Here is a 17,973-nt window from a genome sequence, read left to right as displayed (position 1 = left end):
ACGGTATCAGCGCGGTATCAGGCCCGGCGGCGCTCGCAGCGCTCGCACGAACGAACGACGATCCGTTGACTCGCGGCCGCTCACCGTGCAACCGTTCGCCAGCACCTTGGAAAGGAGCCGCGATGGAGCTACACACGCGGAGCGCGACACGATGCTCCAAGCCCTGATGACCACGCCTCGGTCGGCCGTCAGGGTCACTGCTGCTCTGCTCGCGGCGGCGACGCAGGCGGGCTGCGCCGGCAGTGGAGCGGTCGTCGCTCTCGATGACGCTGGAACTGCGGTCTGCTCGCCCGCTGACGACGAGGGGCGAGCAGTGTTCGGGATCAGCACGATCCAGAATGTGTCGGGCTCCGACGTCGAGGTCAGCGACGCAGGGCTGGTGGGCGCAGCCGGCATGGAGCTGATCGGACTCGAGCTGCGCGCGATGGACGACACCGACGCGCACATCGTGGGGGGCGACTACGACCGCTTCGGGCCTAGCGCGATCGCGCTGCCCCAGAGCATCGCCAGGGCTGAGTCGTCCGTGACGCTGATCGGGGTGCGTGTCGACCCGGGCGCGAGCGGCTCAGCCGACGGGATATCGCTGTCGTTCCGGGGCAGCGATGGCTCCGGCGAGGTGGAGACGCTCATCGCGATGCACGTCGTGCCCGCGGACCAGGTGTGCGAGATGGCTCCCTAAGAGGCATCACACCTCCTCGCTAGAGCACGGAGATGACGATGAGGGCGGGCACCGCCGCCGAGACGGTCCAGTCGAGCACGAGCTCACCGCGGAACGCGGGCTCGCTCCAGAACGCTCGGGAGTCGAGGAACCGGACGACGGCGACGGTGAGGACGAGTGCAGCGAGAGCGATGCCGGCGCTGAGGCGCACCAGCTCCCACGGTGCCAGGAGCGCGAGGCCGCCGATGACGCTGGCCGCGAGGAGCCCGTTCGCGATCGCCATGGCTCGACGACTCGCTGCCGCGCCATCTGCAGCCCCGATGAGCGCACTCGGGATCACCGTCTCGATGAGCGTCTTCTGCACTCGCCACCAACGGTGCGAGAGCCCGAACGCCACGAACGCCGCGGCGAGCAGGACGCGCAGCACGAGCTGCGCGATCGCGATCGCGTCCATGGCGTCAGTACGCGCAGAGCGCCAGCTCTGCCTCCTCGGCGAGGATGCGGTACTCCTCGGGCGACCAGCCGTACCGATCCGCCATCTCCCCGTGCTCGACCGCATCGCCCTCGAGGCTCTCGTCGACGTACAGCCGGTCGCACCACTCGTAGCCGACGCCGACGACGAGGTGCCGGAACTGCTCGAGCGACTCGCCCTCGGCAGGCGGCAGCTGCGAGCCGGCGGCGCGCAGCTCCTCCGCCACCTCCTCGGCGAAGTCGAGCTGCCACTCGCGGTTCTCCTCCTGCCACTGCTCCTCGGCCTCGGCATCGAACTCGTCGTAGGCCGGGTCGTCGGCAGGTCCGTACGAGCCGTCGTAGCTCACCCATCCCGAGTCGAGTCCAGGAGGAGCGATGACGCATCCGGTGAGCGCCGCCGCCATCGCGGCGGCGACCGTGAGCGAGGCGAGGATGCGGCGCATGGGCGGCCTTTCGTGCAGGCGGGCTCGGGCGGCCGCGCTGATGCTCGTCGCTCCGTGTGGAGTGTCGCATGAAAGGCGATCATTCCTCTACATCGACAGCCGTCCGTCGGTGCGTACCGAGCGGAGCGCCCGGCGCTCTCCGACGGCGTGCTCAAGCGAGATGCACTCCCGCTCCAATGCGGAGCCGATCCGATCGCTCCGAGCCGAGGCTGCGCTCGCACGCGAGCCGCTCCCCCGATTCGAGGCGATCCAGGCCGTGGCACCGTTCAGCAAGCAGCGCCCGTCTTGCACGCCGCTCCCGGTGAAGCCGGTGGGGGCTGTACGAGACAGCATCGGGTCATATAGCTCAGCCACCCCCGATGGGAGCTTCATCGTCGCGCGAACGACGCTTGCGGCGATCCGCCAACCACCACATCACCGCACCGATCAGCATGAGGAGCAGCGCCAGCGCAGTCACGACGTACCGCCACGTAGCACCCGGTGTGCCGAAGGTCGCGATGGCGATACACGCCCAGCCGGCGATCAAGAGCCATGCCAGAGGGCCGGATTTCCGCGAGCCCGACCCGCTGTCCACGCGCACAGTGTTACACGCGCGCTCGAGCAATGGTGGTTCGCACGCCTTCTTGAGGAACGGCGTCCCGTCGTAGTGCCTCGAGGCGCGCAACGGCAGCCCGTCCATCTAGTGTCGAGCCATGCGGGCGATCCCCCAGACAACGCAGACGCTGGGCGTGCAGTGGGCGCGCTCGCCGCGAAGGGAGTACCGCCCGACGGGATTGCTGCGCCGTTGGACGCCGGTCGATGTTCCCGCGAGCCGGTACCTCGATTGGACCGTCGACGGCGAAGCGATCGGTGACTGGTTCGCGGATGACGACGACCCCCGGTTCGAGACGACTTGGTTGAACGAGACCGACCGCGACGTCAAGATGATTGAGGCGAGCTTGCGGGCACTGCTCGGCGAGCGGACGCGACGGCACCGAGAGGTAGCGTTCGACGAGGGTCGAGTTGCGCTCCTCTTCTGCGCTCAGTGCGGCGGCCTCGGGTGCGGAGCGATCACCGCGGACGTCGCGTTCACGACCAACACCGCCGAATGGCGCGACATTGCGCGCGAGGACGGGGCGATCGGTGGGTTGTTCCCGAACCCGCCACCTCGCACCGTCGTCTTCGACCGCAGCCAGTACGAGGTGACAATTCGGACCCTCCTGGCGGACTGGACCAAGCGCGCCTGAGCGAGTGGTGGTTTGCGCGGCTCGTCGAGCGTCGAGCTACTTGGGCGCCCCTTCGGGTCCATTAAGTTCACCCACGCCTCGCAATCCGCGAGCCTGATCCGTAACACTCCTGTCGATGCCGTGCGAACGATAAGAGCAATGATGCGGTCTTCGAAGCCTCGGCAGAATCCGCTGCGGGCGGCCGTCTTCTTGCTTGCTGGGGGACCGTGCTTGCGGCGGGCGGCTGGTGGATGCTCGAGGCCTTGGGTGCGGACAACGTGATCAGCTCCAGCCGCGGCACCGTAGCGATGACCGCCTGGCCCGCCATCGTCACAGGCGTGGGGGTCGCGATCTACGGTGCAATCCTTCTCGTGCGACACCGGCGTCGCTGACTCCGCTCGCTAACGCCCCGTCCCCACTGCCGCCACTGATAGCCGAGTACGCGCGACTGTTCGACCCGGTGATGAGACGCTCCTCGCAGAGATCGCCTCCCTCGAAATCGAGGAGCCCGGCAAGAGGCCGGTGCACGTCGACGACGCCGTGCGCGCGACCGTGCGGGCGCATCTCTAGCCGGGTCTCTCCTGGAACATCTGAAGCTCGGGCCGCTTTCCTAGGCTCCCCGCTGCATGGTGGTCGGCGCGCCTTCTCGAGCATCAGTCCAACCGGGGCGTCTCGTTTCGCTCCGACGCGCCAAAGCGCGATCGCACCGCGTGGGCACATTCGTCCACCCCCGCTGCGGATAGGTATGCCCCGTAGAGCCAGTCCTCGCTCATCGGCGCGAACGCCAACGACGGTCCGGACCCACCTTTGAGCCGCACATCGATCGTCCATGGCGCGTAACCGCTGCCGAGCGTTGTTCTCCCCATCGTCACCGCCTCGATCTGACTGCCGGTGACAGACATCGCGATGCGCGTCGCCGACCAGCCACTCCACACATCCAGGCGGCCTCTCGAGACCACAAGGATCGGCAAGGCGGCAACGTAGCCGGGTGGCACAGGATCGCCGCGGCGTTGAGCGCCGATGAGCACCGTGTCGCTCGAGTATGCGGGTATCACCAGCGCCTCCGGGAAACTGGATCGCAACCGCGCCAGGCGCCGATGTTGGGCGACCGCGAACGCGGATATCCCGGCCGATGCGACTACAAGACTGCATGTCGCAATCGCGACCAAGGTGAAGGCCCACTGCGCCTCGCCAGACACAACGGCCGATGCTCCGAAGCTCACGACAGTCATGGCTGCCGCGATCGCGATAAGAGCGAAGGCTCTGTAGGGCGCGGCGCCGGCCACCCCGTTGTGCTCGCAGCGCTCGCGAGCTGCGGCGTTGTTCCGCCTTCTCATCAGGGCCGAGTATCGCACTTGGCGATGGCGGCCACTCGCGGGCGGCACGGAGTCGCCAACGGTGGCGGTGACGATGCGCCGAATGACGCTCAGCAGCAGCTACGGGCCGTGAACGATTTCCGGAGGCACCTGTGTGCCAGTCGCGCCGTTCGGCTCCGCTCGCACGCAAGCCGCATGATCGGCACCGCGACGAGGACCGCACCCGCGCCCAAAGGCGGCGACCGACCTGGTCCGACGCGCTCTAGATGCACTAAAACCCCCCGCTGTGCGGGGGGTTTTGGTGGATCTGGGGGGACTCGAACCCCCGACCCCCTGCATGCCATGCAGGTGCGCTACCAGCTGCGCCACAGACCCTCTGCTGCTCTCGGAGCAACCAGATAACTCTACAACACGTTGGGACGGGAAGTCACATCGGCGGGCGTATAGTCGTCGCTCGTGCACGCCACGCGTCCCCAACGGGGGCTCACCCACTTCTGGCAACGCCAGCATCCCGCTCGTCGAATCTTCACCGGCTTCGTCGTGCTCAACCTCACCGGTTGGGCACTGCTCATGCTGCCGATGTCGAAGCAGGGCCCGGGCGGCGCCAGCTGGATCGAGGCGCTGTTCACCGCGGTCTCCGCGGCGTGCGTGACCGGCCTCACGGTCGTCGACACGGCGCTGTACTGGACGCCCTTCGGCCAGGTCGTCATCCTGCTGCTCATCCAGCTCGGCGGCCTCGGCGTGATGGTGTTCGCGAGCCTCATCGGCATCGCCGTCGTCAAGCGCCTGAGCCTCGGCTCTCGGCTGACGACCGCGCAGGAGGCGCACGCGACCGGGATCGGCGGGCTGCGCAAGCTGATCGTGAGCATCCTGCGCATCGCGCTCGTCGTCGAGGGCACCGTCGCCGTCATCCTGTGGCTGCGGTTCTGGCTCGGCCGCGGCGAGGATCCCCTGCACGCGCTGTGGCTCGGCGTGTTCCACGCGGTCTCGAGCTACAACAACGCCGGCTTCGCGCTCTTCAGCGACAACCTCATGGGCTTCGTCGACGATCCCTGGATCCTGCTGCCGCTCGCCGGCGCGACCATCGTCGGCGGCCTCGGCTTCCCCGTCATCATGCAGGTCCTCAAGCACGCGCCGAACCCCCGCCGGTTCTCGATGCACACGTGGCTCGTGCTAGTCGGCACGGTGGCCCTCCTCACCCTGGGCACCGTCGCGATCGCGGTGCTCGAGTGGGCCAATCCTGCGTCGCTCGGCGCACACCCGACGGGCGTGCGCATCCTCGAGGCGTTCTTCCACTCCGTGCAGACGCGCACCTCGGGCTTCAACGCGCTCGACATCGGCACGTTCCACCCGGAGACGCTGCTCGTGATGGATGTGCTCATGTTCATCGGCGCCGGACCGGCCGGCACCGCCGGCGGCATCAAGATCACCACCTTCGGCGTGCTGGCGGCGATCATCATCGCCGAGGTCCGCGGCGACCCCACCGTGACGCTCTTCGGCAAGCGGCTCTCGCGCGCCGTGCACCGTGAGGCGATCACCATCGCGCTGCTGTCGGTCGGCCTGTGCTTCGTCGCGACCCTCGCGATCATGCACCTCACCGACGTCGACCACGACCGCGTGCTCTTCGAGGTCATCTCGGCGTTCGGCACCGTCGGCCTCTCGACCGGCATCACGGCATCCATCGGCACGCCGAGCCAGCTGATCCTCATCGTGCTCATGTTCATCGGCCGCGTCGGGCCCATCACGGTCGCCACGACGCTCGCCCTCCGACCCCGCAGGCTCGCGTTCGAGCTGCCGAAGGAAAGGCCCATCATTGGCTAGGCTCCGCAATCCGTTCGATCCGAGCACCATCGGATCGGCCTCCTCGGTCGCCGTCGTCGGCCTCGGCCGCTTCGGCACGTCGCTCTCGCTCGAGCTCATGGCGCACGGCACCGAGGTGCTCGGCATCGACGCCGACGAGGAGGTCGTCCAGGGGCTCAACGGTCGGCTCACGGCCGCCGTCACGGGCGACGCCACCAAGCCGGAGCTGCTCGAGCAGCTGGGCGTGGCCGACTTCGACCGCGTCGTCGTGGCGATCGGCACCGACGTGACCGCCAACATCCTGGTGACGAGCCAGCTGCTGCGCCTGGGCGTCCGTGAGGTGTGGGCGAAGGCGCTCGACGAGCGGCACGCGCTGATCCTCGACCAGCTCGGCGTGAAGCACGTGGTGCGCCCGGAGGCCGACATGGGCCGGCGCGTCGCGCACATGGTGCGGGGCGCGCTCGAGGACTTCATCGAGGTCGAGGCCGGCTACGCCGCGGTGCTGCTCGAGGCGCCCCTGCCGTTGCTGGGCGTGCCGCTGCGCGAGCTGGGACTGCAGGCCAAGCACGGCGTCGGCATCGGCGCCGTGAAGCGCGAGGGCTCCTGGATCCTCTCGACGGTCGAGATCCGTTTCGAGCGCGACGACATCCTGCTCGTGCACGGCCCGACGCCGAAGGTCGAGGCGTTCGCGGCCTCCGCGGCGAAGCTGCGCGCGAAGGCCTAGCGGCCGCCGCTCGAAGCGGGCCGAACCGCTGCGTCGTCGGCGGCACCCGGCACGACGAGCGCCGCGATGGCCGTCGTCGCGGGGATCGCCAGCACCAGGCCGATCGATCCGACCAGCGTGCGCACGATCTCCTCCACCACCTCGCCTGTGGTGAGCTGCAGGTCGAGCGGCGCATCCGTCAGCGACAGCACGAGCAGCAGCGGCAGGGCGGCACCGACGTAGGCGAAGGCGATCGTGTAGACGGTCGACGCGATGTGGTCGCGGCCGATGCGCATCGCGCGCGAGAAGAGCTCCCGCCGGGTCGCGCCTGGCGCGACGGCGCGCAGCTCCCAGACGGCCGACGCCTGCGTGATCGTGACGTCGTTGAGCACGCCCATGCCCGCCAGGATCAACCCGCAGACGAACACGTCGGAGAGGTCGACCGTGGTCTGGGTGAAGAGCAGCCGCGACTCCTCGGTGCTCGTGCCGAGGATGCGCGACGAGCCGGTCGCGATCCAGGCCAGCGTCGCGGTGAGCGCGAGGCCGAACATCGTGCCGAGCAGCGCCGTCGTCGTGCGCGTCGTGAAGCCGTGCGCCACGTAGAGCACGATGAACATCACGATCGACGCGGTGACGAGCGCGACCGGCAGCGCCGGCCGTCCGGAGAGCAGCGCGGGCAGCGCGAAGCCCCAGATGGTCGCGAAGGCGCCGGCGAGCCCGACGATCGCCGCGAGGCCGCGCCACCGGGCGACGAGCACGACGACGAGCACGAACGCGGCGGCGAGCAGCAGCAGCGGCACCTCGCGGGCGAAGTCGACGAACACGTAGGAGGTGCCGAATCCCTCGGCCTCCGGGATGTCGAAGACGCGCATCCGGTCGCCGGGTCCCACCTCGGCGACCGCCTCGGGCGACATCACGACCTCGACGAGCGACCCGTCGTCCAGCTGCGCCGCGACCAGCGAGGTGTCGGGGTTCGCGGCGCCGATCGCGGTCGCCTGCAGCACGCTCGCACCCTCGCCCAGGTACGACATCCGCTCGGGCATCGCGTCGGCTTGCGGCCACAGAGCGACCAGGCCGCCAAGCGTCGCGAGCAGCAGCGGTGCGAGGATCAGCCAGAGCACCATCCGCGATCGGCGGCTGACGGGCTGCACCGTGCCGCCGCCGTGGCCGTGTCCGTGTCCGTGTCCGTGGCCATGACCGCCGGTTCCGGCGTGGGCGTCGGCATCGGCGCGCAGGATGCCGTGACCGGTCGCGGCCTCATCGCGCGCGGCGACGCTCCGCGAGCGACGCTCGCCGCCCCAGGCGTGGATCGGCTCGTCGTCGTCGTCGCCGTGCCAGTCCGGCGAGTCGAGCGGGCCGCGACCTCCACGAGCGCGATGCCGCTCGTTGCGGTAGCCGTCGCCTCGCTCGTCGTCCCCGTCCATGCGCTCTCGCCCCACGCCGTCTCCCCCGCTGTCCGCTCGGCGCGCGCAGGCTATCAACGGCGCGGCGGCCGGGCGGCGCGCTCGCCCGCGCGTTGAGGGTTTGCGTCCGGGTGGCCCTCACCTCGGACGCAAACCCTCAACGGGCACGCGGGTCAGGCGCCGAACGACTTCTCGAAGCCGAGCGAGCGGGCGATGATCGCGAGCTGCACCTCGGTCGAGCCCTCGCCGAGGGTGAGGATGCGGCAGTCGCGCAGGTGCCTGGCCACCACGTTCTCGTTCATGAAGCCCGCGCCGCCCCAGATCTGCGTCGCGTCGTTCGCGTTCGCGACCGCCGCCTCGGAGCCGATGAGCTTGGCGAGCGACGCCTGCTCGGTGAAGGGCAGGCCCTGGTCGATGCGGCGAGCCGCGTCGTGCATGACCGCACGCGCCGCGTGGACGCGCGAGCGCATCCGCGCGATCGTGAACGCGATGTGCTGGTTGTCGCCGATCGGCCGGCCGAAGACGACGCGCGTCTTCGCCCGCTCGATCGCCTGCTCGAGGCAGCCCTGCGCGGCGCCGACGCACAGCGCCGCGAACGCGACGCGGCCCTCGTCGAGCACCGACAAGAAGTTCGAGAAGCCCTTGCCCCGCGCGCCGAGCAGGTTGCCCTCGGGCACGCGCACGTTGTCGAAGACGAGCGGGTGCGTGTCGGAGGTGTTCCAGCCGATCTTGTCGTAGGCCGGCAGCGCGGTGAAGCCGTCGATCGGCGTCGGCACGATGATCGTCGACAGCTCGGGCTTCTCCTGGCCGTCCTTGCCCACCTTGCGGCCGGTGACGCACGTGACCGTCACCACGGAGGTGATCGGGGTGCCGGAGTTGGTGATGTACTGCTTCGTGCCGTCGATGCGCCACCAGCCGTCCTCGAGCACGGCGGTCGTCTGCGTCGCGCCGGCGTCGCTGCCGGCCTGCGCCTCGGTGAGGCCGAAGGCGGCGAGCGCCTCGCCGCGCGCGAGCGCCGGCAGGTAGGTGCGCTTCTGCTCCTCGGTGCCGAAGCGGTAGATCGGCATCGCTCCGAGCCCGAGGCCCGCCTCGAGCGTGACCGCGATCGACTGGTCGACGCGGCCGAGCTGCTCGACGGCGACGCACAGCGACATGTAGTCCTTGCCCTGCCCGCCGTACTCGACCGGGATCGGCAGGCCGAACAGGCCCATCTTGCCCATCTGCGCGATGATCTCCATCGGCAGGCGGCGCGCGGTGTCGTACTCGTAGCTCGCGGGCGCGACGACCTCGTCGGCGAAGCGGCGGACGGTGCGGGCGAGCTCCTGGTGCTCGGGGCTCAGCATCTCGGTGCCGTCGACGACCTCGTCGGCTGCGGGGCGGTTCAGTGCCGTGGTGGTCATGGCGTGCTCCCATTCGTGGTGGTGGCTGCGGACGATCCCCGGGCGACGACGCTTCTGGCGTGTCGGAGGATCGGTTCGTCGACCATGCGTCCCTCGAAGGAGAAGACGCCTGGCGTGGTCTCGGCGGCAGCGAGGATGCGCTGCGCCTCGTCGAGCTGCGCGGCCGTCGGCGCGAAGGCGCGGCGGTAGGGCTCGACGTGGTTCGGGTGGATCGCGGCCTTCGCGCCGAAGCCGGATGCCGCGGCATCCACCGCCTCGGCGTGCGCGCCGTCGAGATCGGCGATGTCGGTCCGGATGGCGTCGATCGCGGTGACGCCGAAGGCTCCGGCGGCGAGCAGGATGCGGCTGCGGGCGTGGGCGGCGACCTCGCGGTAGGCGCCGGCGTCGTCGCGGCTCGACGTGCCGCCGAGCGAGGCGACGAGGTCCTCCGCGCCCCACATCATGCCGACCACCGATGGGTGGGCGGCGAGTGCTTCGGCTTCGAGCACGCCGCGCGCCGTCTCGCACAGCGCGACCACGCGCACGCCGGGCAGCGCCGCGACGACGCGGTCGACCTCGTCGACCGACTCGGCCTTGGCGAGCATCACGGTGCGGAACGGAGAGTCGGCGACCGCGGTGAGGTCGTCGTCGAAGCCGCGGGCGGTGGCGGCGCTCACCCTGACGATGGTGCGGTCGACGTCGAGCCGGGCAGCGACGATCGCGTCGCGGGCGGCGGCCTTCGCGTCGCTGCCGACGGCATCCTCGAGGTCGAGGATCACCGCGTCGGCGCGATCGGCCGCCTTCTCGAAGCGGTCGGGCCTGTCGCCCGGGCAGAACAGCAGCGCCGGACCCATGCCCAGCTGCTTCGAGGAGAGCATGCTCACGACGCCCCCTCCGGGTCGGCCTGCATGAGCACCTGCCGCACGGCCTTCGCGACGACCTCGCCGTGCTGGTTGCGCGCGAGGTGCTCGAAGGTGGCGATGCCCTGGCCCGGCCGCGACCGGGACACGCGCTTCTCGAGCACGCGCGTCTCGCAGTAGATCGTGTCGCCGTGGCGCACCGGCGCCGGGAACGTCACCTCGCTGAACCCGAGGTTCGCGACGATCGTGCCCTGGGTGAGCTGCCCGACCGACAGGCCGACCATGGTCGCGAGCGTGTGCATCGAGTTGACGAGCGGCTCGCCGAACTCGGTCGTCGCGCTGTACGCGCGGTCGAGGTGCAGCGGTTGCGTGTTCATCGTCAGCGTCGTGAAGAGCACGTTGTCGGTCTCGGTCATCGTGCGGCCGGGACGGTGCTCGTAGACCACGCCCTCCTCGAGCTCGTCGAACCAGAGCCCTCGCTGGGTGATGCGCCGCGCGGCGGGCTCGGGCGCGGGCTCGGTCGCGGGCGCTGCCGCGGTCGTCTCGTCGGTCATGCCGCTGCCTCCTCGGGGGTCACGGTCGCGAGCTCCTGCCCGCGCGTCACCTGCTCACCGACGGCGGCGTGCAGGCGCACGGTGCCGGCGACGGGTGCGCGCAGCACGTGCTCCATCTTCATGGCCTCGACGCTCACGATCGCCTGCCCCTCCGCGACCGAGTCGCCGTCAGCGGCGTGCGCGGCCACGACGGTGCCCGGCATCGGGGATGCGAGGGTCGGCTGCGCGGGACCGCGGCCGCGGCGGATGCGCGGGGGCGCCTCGACGAGCCAGTCGCCCTCCTGCGTGCTGACCCACGTGCCATCGTCGGTCCGCAGGATCGGCGCATCTCGCCGGGTCGCGACCTGGTCGACCTGGCCGTCAGCCCGAGTGACGATGCATCGGTCGCCGAGCACCTGCACCGCGGCCAGCCCGTCGCCGTCACGGAGGCGGACACGTCGCCCGACCGCTCCGCCGATGCGCCAGCCGTCCGGCCGCCAGGCGCCCAGGACGTAGGGCAGCAGGGCCATCGGGTCGGCTGCTGCCATCGCCAGCACGTCGCTGGGGATCCGCACCGAGGCGATCCGCTCGCCCTCCCTGTCGATGAAGCCGGTGTCGAGGTCGCCTGCGCGCACGCTCGGCTCATCGAGCAGCGCGCGCAAGAATCCGCGGTTCGTGACGACCCCGAGGATGCTGGTCTCGGCGAGCGCGCCACGCAGCCGCTCGAGGGCCGCGTCCCGCGTGGGGGCGTGGGCGATCACCTTCGCGATCATCGGGTCGTAGCTCGAACCGACCTCGGTGCCCACGCCCACGCCGTCGTCGACGCGGATGCCGCCGTGCCCGTCGCTGTCGAACGGCCAGGTGAGGTCGAGCACCGTGCCACCGGTCGGCAGGAAGCCTGCCGCCGGATCCTCGGCGTAGATGCGCGCCTCGATCGCGTGCCCTGTGAGGTGCACATCGTCCTGCGCGATCGCGAGCGGCTCGCCCGCCGCGACGCGCAGCTGCTGCTCGACGAGGTCGACGCCGGTGACCATCTCGGTCACGGGGTGCTCGACCTGCAGGCGCGTGTTCATCTCCATGAAGAACGGCTCGTCCGGGCGGTCGGCCGCGACGATGAACTCGACCGTGCCGGCGCCGACGTAGCCGACGGAGCGGGCCGTCTCGACGGCGGCCGCGCCGATGGACGCGCGCTGCGCCTCGGTGAGGAGCGGGCTCGGCGCCTCCTCGATGACCTTCTGGTGGCGGCGCTGCAGCGAGCACTCGCGCTCGCCGAGGTGGATGACGTTCCCGTGCGCGTCGGCGAGCACCTGCACCTCGATGTGGCGCGGGTTCGTCACGAAGCGCTCGATGAAGAGCGTGTCGTCGCCGAACGACGACGCGGCCTCGCGCCGGGCGGCGGCGAGCGCCGACGGCAGGCCGGCGGCCTCGTCGACGCGGTACATGCCCTTGCCGCCGCCGCCGGCAGCGGGCTTGATGAGCACGGGGAAGCCGACGCGCTCGGCACCGGCGATGAGTGCCGCGTCGTCGAGTCCAGGCTCCGCGATGCCCGGCACGGTCGCGACGCCGCGCGACTCGACCGCATGGCGGGCGGAGATCTTGTCGCCCATCGTCTCGATCGCCGAGGCGGGCGGTCCCATGAAGACGATGCCGGCATCCGCGCAGGCCTGCGCGAACGCGGCGTTCTCGGAGAGGAAGCCGTAGCCCGGGTGGATCGCCTGCGCGCCGGTGTCGCGCGCCGCCTGGATGATCTTCTCGATCGACAGATAGGTGTCGCGAAGCGGACCGGAGCCGAGCGAGACGACCTCGCTGAACCGCAGGTGGTGGGGCGAGGGGTCGTCCTCGGCGCGCACGGCGACCGAGCGGATGCCCAGCTCGTCGAGCGTGCGCGCGATGCGCTTGGCGATCTCGCCGCGGTTGGCGACGAGGACGGTGTCGAACATCTGCGATGCCATGGCGCTCACATCCTGAACACGCCGAAGCGCGGCTCGGGCAGCGGCACCGCGGTGACGACGTCGAGCGCCATCCCGAGGATCCGGCGCGTGTCTGCGGGGTCGATGACGCCGTCGTCCCAGAGCCTGGCGGAGGCGTAGTAGGGGTTGCCCTGGGTCTCGTACTGCTCGCGCACCGGGCGCTCGAAGTCGGCCTGCGCCTCGGCCGACCACTCGTCGCCCGCGCCTTCGATCTGCTCGCGCTTGACGGTGGAGAGCACGGATGCGGCCTGCGGCCCGCCCATGACGCTCACACGCGCGTTCGGCCACAGCCACAGGAACCTGGGGTCGTAGGCGCGGCCGCACATCGAGTAGGTGCCGGCGCCGAACGAGCCGCCGACGACGACCGTGAGCTTCGGCACGCGCGTCGTCGCCACCGCGGTGACCATCTTCGCGCCGTGCTTGGCGATGCCGCCGCGCTCGGCCTCCGAGCCGACCATGAAGCCGGTGATGTTCTGCAGGAAGACGAGCGGCACGCCGCGCTGGTCGCACAGCTCGATGAAGTGCGCGCCCTTCATCGCCGACTCCGAGAAGAGCACGCCGTTGTTCGCGATGATGCCGACCGTGTGCCCGTGCAGCTCGGCGAAGCCGGTGACGAGCGTCTCGCCGTAGCCGGCCTTGAACTCGTGGAACGCGCTGCGGTCCACGATGCGCGCGATGATCTCGCGGGCGTCGTAGGGCGTCTGCAGGTCGGGCGGGATGGCGTCGTAGAGCGTCGCGGGATCGACGGCAGGCGCGATCTCGTCGTCGTCGTCGGCGGCGAGCGGCGTGGCCGAGAGCACCCCGAACGACCGCGTCGAAGACGGCACGGCGCAGGGGAGGCCGCGGTCGCTGTCGGGCAGCGCCTCGACCATGTCGCGCAGGATCTCGAGCGCGTGCTCGTCGTCGTCGGCGAGGTGGTCGACGACGCCCGAGATCTCGGCGTGCAGCACGCCGCCGCCGAGCGACTCGGCGTCGATCACCTCACCGGTCGCCGCCTTCACGAGCGGCGGGCCGCCGAGGAAGATCGTGCCCTGGTCGCGCACGATCACCGTCTCGTCGCTCATCGCCGGCACGTAGGCGCCGCCGGCGGTCGACGAGCCCATGACGGCCGCGAGCTGCGGGATCCCGAGGGCCGACATCTGCGCCTGGTTGAAGAAGATGCGGCCGAAGTGCTCGCGGTCGGGGAAGACCTCGTCCTGCATCGGCAGGAAGGCGCCGCCCGAATCGACGAGCGCGATGCAGGGCAGGCGGTTCTCGCGAGCGATCTGCTGCGCGCGCAGGTGCTTCTTCACCGTGAGCGGGAAGTAGGTGCCGCCCTTGACGGTCGCGTCGTTCGCGATCACCATCACGTGTCGGCCGTGCACGAGGCCGATGCCGGCGACGACGCCCGCCGACGGCGCATCCTGACCGCCGGTGCCATCGACGTCCTTGCCGTAGACGCCCCACGCCGCGAGCGGCGCGACCTCGAGGAACGGGCTGCCCGGGTCGAGCAGCGCGTCGATGCGGTCGCGGGCCAACAGCTTGCCGCGCGCGACGTGCCGCTCGCGCGACGCCTCGGGTCCGCCGAGCGCGACGCGGTCGAGCCGCTCGCGCAGCTCAGCGACGAGCGCCTCCATCGCGGCGCGGTTCGTGCGGGCGGCGTCGCCGCCGGGATCGACGTGGGTCGGGAGCCGGTGCATGCCCCTACCGTGCCAGTGCGAGGCTGGGACGCTCGAGCACCGCGGCGACATCGGCGAGGAAGCCGGCCGCCTCGCGCCCGTCGAGCACCCGGTGGTCGAACGAGACGGTGACCGTGCAGACGTCGCGCAGCACGATCTCGCCGTCGTGGGCCCACGGCATCTTCCGCACCGCGCCGATCGCGAGGATGACCGACTCCCCAGGGTTGAGGATCGGGATGCCGCCGTCGACGCCGAAGACGCCGACGTTCGAGACGGTGATGTTCGACGACGTGAGCTCGGCCATCGACAGCGCGTTGTCGCGGGCGCGCGTGGCGCGGTCCTTGATCGCAGCGGTGAGCGCGAGCGCATCCATGGCCTCCGCCTCGTCGATCGAGGCGACCACGAGGCCGCGCTCGGTCGAGACGGCGATGCCGAGGTTGACGTGCGCGAAGCGCTCGAGCTCGTTGGTGTCGGCGTGGAACGACGACGTGACGTCGGGCCAGCGCTTCGCGGCGAGCAGGATCGCCCGGCACGCGAGCGCGAGGAACGACGCGTCGCCCGAGCGGGCGAGCGCGAGCGTCTCGGTGACATCGACCTGGTGGAAGGTCGCGGCGTGCGGCACCGTCAGCGCCGACTGCGACATCGCGGCAGCGGTGTGCTTGCGGAGCCCCGTCACCTTCTCGCGGGTGGACGCAGGCGCGGCAGCGGTGGCCGGTGCCGCGGATGCGCTGCCGTGCGACTCGAGGTCGGCGCGCGTGACGAGCCCGTCGGCGCCCGATGGCCGCACCGACTGCAGGTCGATGCCGCGCTCCTTCGCGAGCTTCCGCACGGGCGGCATGGCGCGGTTCGCGCGCCGCTCGGCGGGTCGCTCGGTGCGCGAGAAGGGCTCGACGTCCCAGGTGCGCTTGGCGCGCACGGGCTTGCCGCCGTGCACCGTGATCGAGCCGACGAGCACCGAGACCTTCTCGGGCTTCGCCTCCGGCTCGATCGCCGCGGGCGTCTCCTCGATCGTCTCGTCGGGGGTCGCGACCGGGCCGGCCTCGGGCGACGGCACTGGTTCCTCCGCGATCGGCTCGTCAGCCGCCGGCGCATCCGCTGCCGGTGCACCGCCCGCGCCGTCGACGTCGAACTCGATGAGCGGCGCGCCGACGGCGACGGTCTCGCCCTCTGCGGCGTGCAGCTTGGTGATGACGCCCTCGTAGGGGCTCGGCAGCTCGACGACGGCCTTCGCCGTCTCGATGTCGGCGAGCGGCTGGTTGAGCTCGACGGTGTCGCCCTCGGCGACGCGCCAGGAGACGACCTCGCTCTCGGTGAGGCCCTCACCGAGGTCGGGCAGCAGGAACGTCTTCATCGGGCGGCTCCTGCCGTGGCGAGTGCGGATGCCGAGTCGAGCTCGTCGCGCGAGCTGCGGCGGCCGAGCGTGCGGTCGACGGCGTCGAGGATGCGGTCGAGGCTCGGCAGGTAGTCGTGCTCGATCGCCGACGGCGGGTAGGGCGTGTCGTAGCCGGTGACGCGCTCGGGCGCAGCCTCGAGGCTCGAGAAGGCGCGCTCGACGACGGAGGTGATGAGCTCGCTCGAGACCGAGACCTCGCCGGGCGCCTCGTGCGCGACGACGAGCCGGCCGGTGCGGCGCACCGACTCGACGACGGTGTCGACGTCGAGCGGCGAGATCGAGCGCAGGTCGATGACCTCGATCTCGATGCCCTCGTCGGCGGCGGCGATCGCGGCGCGGAGCGCCGTCTCGACCGTCGGGCCGTAGGCGGCGACGGTCACGTCGCGGCCGGCGGCGACGATGTTGGCGGTGTCGAGGTCGCGGACGATCGAGCGGTCGACCTCGCCCTTCGTGTAGTACTTGCCCTTCGGCTCGAAGAAGAGCACCGGGTCGTCGCTCGCGATCGCGGCGCGCAGCGTGGAGTACGCCTCCTGCGGCGTCGACGCGGTCACCACGCGGAGGCCCGCGGTGTGCGCGAAGTAGGCCTCGGGCGACTCGGAGTGGTGCTCGACCGAGCCGATCGCGCCGCCGAACGGCACGCGGATGGTGAGGGGCACCTTGACGCGGCCCTTCGAGCGGAAGTGGAGCTTCGCCACCTGCGCGACGATCTGGTCGAAGGCGGGGTAGATGAAGCCGTCGAACTGGATCTCGGCGACGACGCGGAAGCCGCGGTAGCCCATGCCGATCGCGGTGCCGATGATCGCCGACTCGGCGAGCGGCGCGTCGATCACGCGGTCCTCGCCGAAGCGCGCCTGCAGGCCGTCGGTGACGCGGAAGACGCCGCCGAGCTTGCCGATGTCCTCGCCCATGAGCAGCACGCGGTCGTCCCCCTCGAGCGAGTCGGCGAGCGCGGCGTTGACGGCCTTCGCGAGCGTGAGCGTCTCGGTGGTCATCGGTTCCCCTCGATGGATGCGGCGAACGCGCGGCGCTCGGCCTGCTGGCGCTGGATGCGCTTCGTCGGCTGGTCGTAGACGTGCTCGAACATCGCGTCGGCGTGCGGCGCGACGGCGTGCTCGGCGGCGGCGCGGAGCTCCTTGGCGAGCTCGTCGGCGCGGATCTTCGCCTCGGCGCGGACGGCCTCCATGTTGGCGCCCATCCGCTCGAGCGCGCGCTCGACGCGGTCGATCGGGTCCTTCGCGGTCCACTCCTCGAGCTCGGCCTCGTCGCGGTAGCGCTTGGGGTCGTCGGTCGTGGTGTGCGGGCCGCGGCGGTAGGTGACGGCCTCGATGAAGGTCGGGCCGCCGCCGGAGCGGGCGCGCTCGAAGGCGATGCGCGCGGCCGCGTGCATCGCGAGCACGTCGTTGCCGTCGACGCGCATCGACGGGATGCCGAAGCCGGTCGGGCGCAGCGCGAGCGGCGTGCCCGACTGCACGCGCACGGGCTCGGAGATCGCGTACTGGTTGTTCTGGCAGAGGAAGACGACCGGCGCCTGGAACGCGGATGCCCACACCAGCGCCTCGTTGACGTCGCCCTCGCTCGTCGCGCCGTCGCCGAAGCAGGCGAGCGCGACGTCGTCGGAGCGGTCGAGCTTCGAGGCCATCGCGAAGCCGGTCGCGTGGAGGCTCTGGGCGCCGATGATGATCTGCGCCGGCGCCATCCGGATCTCCTGCGGGTCCCAGCCGCCGTGCGCGTAGGCCTTCCAGACGTTGGCGAACTCGGCGAGGTCGACGCCCTTGAGCAGGGCGAACGCGTGCTCGCGGTAGGAGCCGAAGACCCAGTCCTCGGTGCGCAGCGCGCGGGCCGGGCCCACTTGCGCGGCCTCCTGGCCGAGCAGCGGCGGCCAGAGCACGAGGTGGCCCTGGCGGGTGAGGGCGAACGCCTCGGTGTCGAGCCGGCGCACGCGCACCATGTCGACGTAGAGGTTCGTGAGGGCCGACTCGTCGATGTCGGTCAGGTGCGGATCGAGCAGCGCATCCGGCAAGCGGGAGCCGTCGAGGTCGAGCACGCGCAGCGGGCAGTCGAGGCCGACGGCGAGCGCGGGGTCAGGTGCTGGCACGGTGATCGACACGGTCGAACCTCCTCGTTCGAAGCGCCTCTTGAGCGCCTGTCGCTGCGCCGGACGGGTGCATCCGGTGAGCGTGG

17 protein-coding genes and 1 tRNA gene are annotated in these 17,973 nt (G+C 71.1%); 4 read left to right on the top strand and 14 right to left on the bottom strand.

Annotated elements, in window-relative coordinates; translation table 11 throughout:
* Window positions 1-151 precede the first annotated feature (151 nt).
* Complete coding sequence (locus EDD26_RS10905; RefSeq protein WP_170165620.1) at window positions 152-679, top strand: hypothetical protein; 528 nt, start codon at window positions 152-154, stop codon at window positions 677-679.
* Between the two features lie 19 nt (window positions 680-698).
* On the opposite strand, the gene EDD26_RS10900 is transcribed toward EDD26_RS10905, so the two are convergent.
* The 3 genes from EDD26_RS10900 to EDD26_RS10890 form a co-directional block, all read right to left on the bottom strand.
* Window positions 699-1,112, bottom strand: a complete 414-nt coding sequence (locus EDD26_RS10900; RefSeq protein ID WP_123697731.1) for a hypothetical protein — start codon at window positions 1,110-1,112, stop codon at window positions 699-701.
* Between the two features lie 4 nt (window positions 1,113-1,116).
* Window positions 1,117-1,572: a hypothetical protein gene (locus EDD26_RS10895; protein ID WP_123697730.1), complete on the bottom strand. Its 456-nt coding sequence runs from the start codon at window positions 1,570-1,572 to the stop codon at window positions 1,117-1,119.
* Window positions 1,573-1,918: 346 nt separating this feature from the next.
* Entirely contained in the window at window positions 1,919-2,146 is a 228-nt protein-coding gene (locus tag EDD26_RS10890; protein ID WP_148058736.1) for a hypothetical protein, read from the bottom strand.
* Window positions 2,147-2,264: 118 nt separating this feature from the next.
* Between EDD26_RS10890 and EDD26_RS10885 the strand changes: the two genes are divergently transcribed.
* A complete protein-coding gene (locus tag EDD26_RS10885) occupies window positions 2,265-2,798 on the top strand; it encodes a hypothetical protein (RefSeq protein ID WP_123697728.1) in 534 nt (177 codons plus the stop codon).
* A gap of 632 nt (window positions 2,799-3,430) precedes the next feature.
* Here the strand turns inward: EDD26_RS10885 and EDD26_RS10880 are convergent.
* On the bottom strand, window positions 3,431-4,114 hold the full coding sequence (locus tag EDD26_RS10880; protein ID WP_148058735.1) for a hypothetical protein: 684 nt from the start codon (window positions 4,112-4,114) through the stop codon (window positions 3,431-3,433).
* A gap of 278 nt (window positions 4,115-4,392) precedes the next feature.
* Window positions 4,393-4,468, bottom strand: a tRNA-Ala gene (locus tag EDD26_RS10875).
* An 81-nt stretch (window positions 4,469-4,549) separates the two neighbouring features.
* Here EDD26_RS10875 and EDD26_RS10870 point away from each other — a divergent pair.
* Together EDD26_RS10870 and EDD26_RS10865 are read left to right on the top strand one after the other, a co-directional pair.
* The gene (locus EDD26_RS10870; RefSeq protein ID WP_245989862.1) at window positions 4,550-5,914 is read left to right on the top strand and encodes a TrkH family potassium uptake protein; all 1,365 of its coding nucleotides are present in this window, start codon (window positions 4,550-4,552) and stop codon (window positions 5,912-5,914) included.
* On the top strand, window positions 5,907-6,617 hold the full coding sequence (locus EDD26_RS10865; RefSeq protein WP_123697726.1) for a potassium channel family protein: 711 nt from the start codon (window positions 5,907-5,909) through the stop codon (window positions 6,615-6,617). Before EDD26_RS10870 ends, EDD26_RS10865 begins: the two co-directional genes overlap by 8 nt.
* Here EDD26_RS10865 and EDD26_RS10860 read toward each other — a convergent pair.
* The 9 genes from EDD26_RS10860 to pdhA form a co-directional block, all read right to left on the bottom strand.
* Window positions 6,614-8,020: a YibE/F family protein gene (locus EDD26_RS10860; protein WP_245989861.1), complete on the bottom strand. Its 1,407-nt coding sequence runs from the start codon at window positions 8,018-8,020 to the stop codon at window positions 6,614-6,616. The genes EDD26_RS10865 and EDD26_RS10860 overlap by 4 nt on opposite strands.
* A 152-nt stretch (window positions 8,021-8,172) precedes the next feature.
* Window positions 8,173-9,342 carry an acyl-CoA dehydrogenase family protein gene (locus EDD26_RS10855; protein ID WP_425453460.1) on the bottom strand — a complete coding sequence of 390 codons (1,170 nt, stop codon included), beginning with the start codon at window positions 9,340-9,342 and terminating at the stop codon, window positions 8,173-8,175.
* Window positions 9,343-9,395: 53 nt separating this feature from the next.
* Entirely contained in the window at window positions 9,396-10,256 is an 861-nt protein-coding gene (locus tag EDD26_RS10850; RefSeq protein ID WP_123698552.1) for an HpcH/HpaI aldolase/citrate lyase family protein, read from the bottom strand.
* Between the two features lie 2 nt (window positions 10,257-10,258).
* Complete coding sequence (locus tag EDD26_RS10845; RefSeq protein WP_123697724.1) at window positions 10,259-10,792, bottom strand: MaoC family dehydratase; 534 nt, start codon at window positions 10,790-10,792, stop codon at window positions 10,259-10,261.
* Entirely contained in the window at window positions 10,789-12,723 is a 1,935-nt protein-coding gene (locus EDD26_RS10840) for an acetyl/propionyl/methylcrotonyl-CoA carboxylase subunit alpha (protein WP_123697723.1), read from the bottom strand. The genes EDD26_RS10845 and EDD26_RS10840 overlap by 4 nt, the downstream gene beginning before the upstream one ends.
* 5 nt (window positions 12,724-12,728) lie before the next feature.
* Window positions 12,729-14,420 (bottom strand): carboxyl transferase domain-containing protein, encoded by a 1,692-nt coding sequence (locus tag EDD26_RS10835; protein ID WP_123697722.1) that lies wholly within the window; start codon window positions 14,418-14,420, stop codon window positions 12,729-12,731.
* A gap of 4 nt (window positions 14,421-14,424) precedes the next feature.
* Window positions 14,425-15,750, bottom strand: coding sequence for a dihydrolipoamide acetyltransferase family protein (locus EDD26_RS10830; protein ID WP_123697721.1), 1,326 nt, complete (start codon window positions 15,748-15,750; stop codon window positions 14,425-14,427).
* A complete protein-coding gene (locus EDD26_RS10825) occupies window positions 15,747-16,784 on the bottom strand; it encodes an alpha-ketoacid dehydrogenase subunit beta (protein ID WP_123697720.1) in 1,038 nt (345 codons plus the stop codon). Before EDD26_RS10825 ends, EDD26_RS10830 begins: the two co-directional genes overlap by 4 nt.
* Window positions 16,781-17,899 carry a pyruvate dehydrogenase (acetyl-transferring) E1 component subunit alpha gene (pdhA, locus tag EDD26_RS10820; protein ID WP_123697719.1) on the bottom strand — a complete coding sequence of 373 codons (1,119 nt, stop codon included), beginning with the start codon at window positions 17,897-17,899 and terminating at the stop codon, window positions 16,781-16,783. The genes EDD26_RS10825 and pdhA overlap by 4 nt, the downstream gene beginning before the upstream one ends.
* Window positions 17,900-17,973: the final 74 nt, after the last annotated feature.

Source organism: Agrococcus jenensis, assembly GCF_003752465.1.
Taxonomy (GTDB): Bacteria; Actinomycetota; Actinomycetes; order Actinomycetales; family Microbacteriaceae; genus Agrococcus; species Agrococcus jenensis.
Note: the sequence above shows the minus strand (reverse complement) of the source record. Positions and strands in the feature narration are given on the sequence as shown.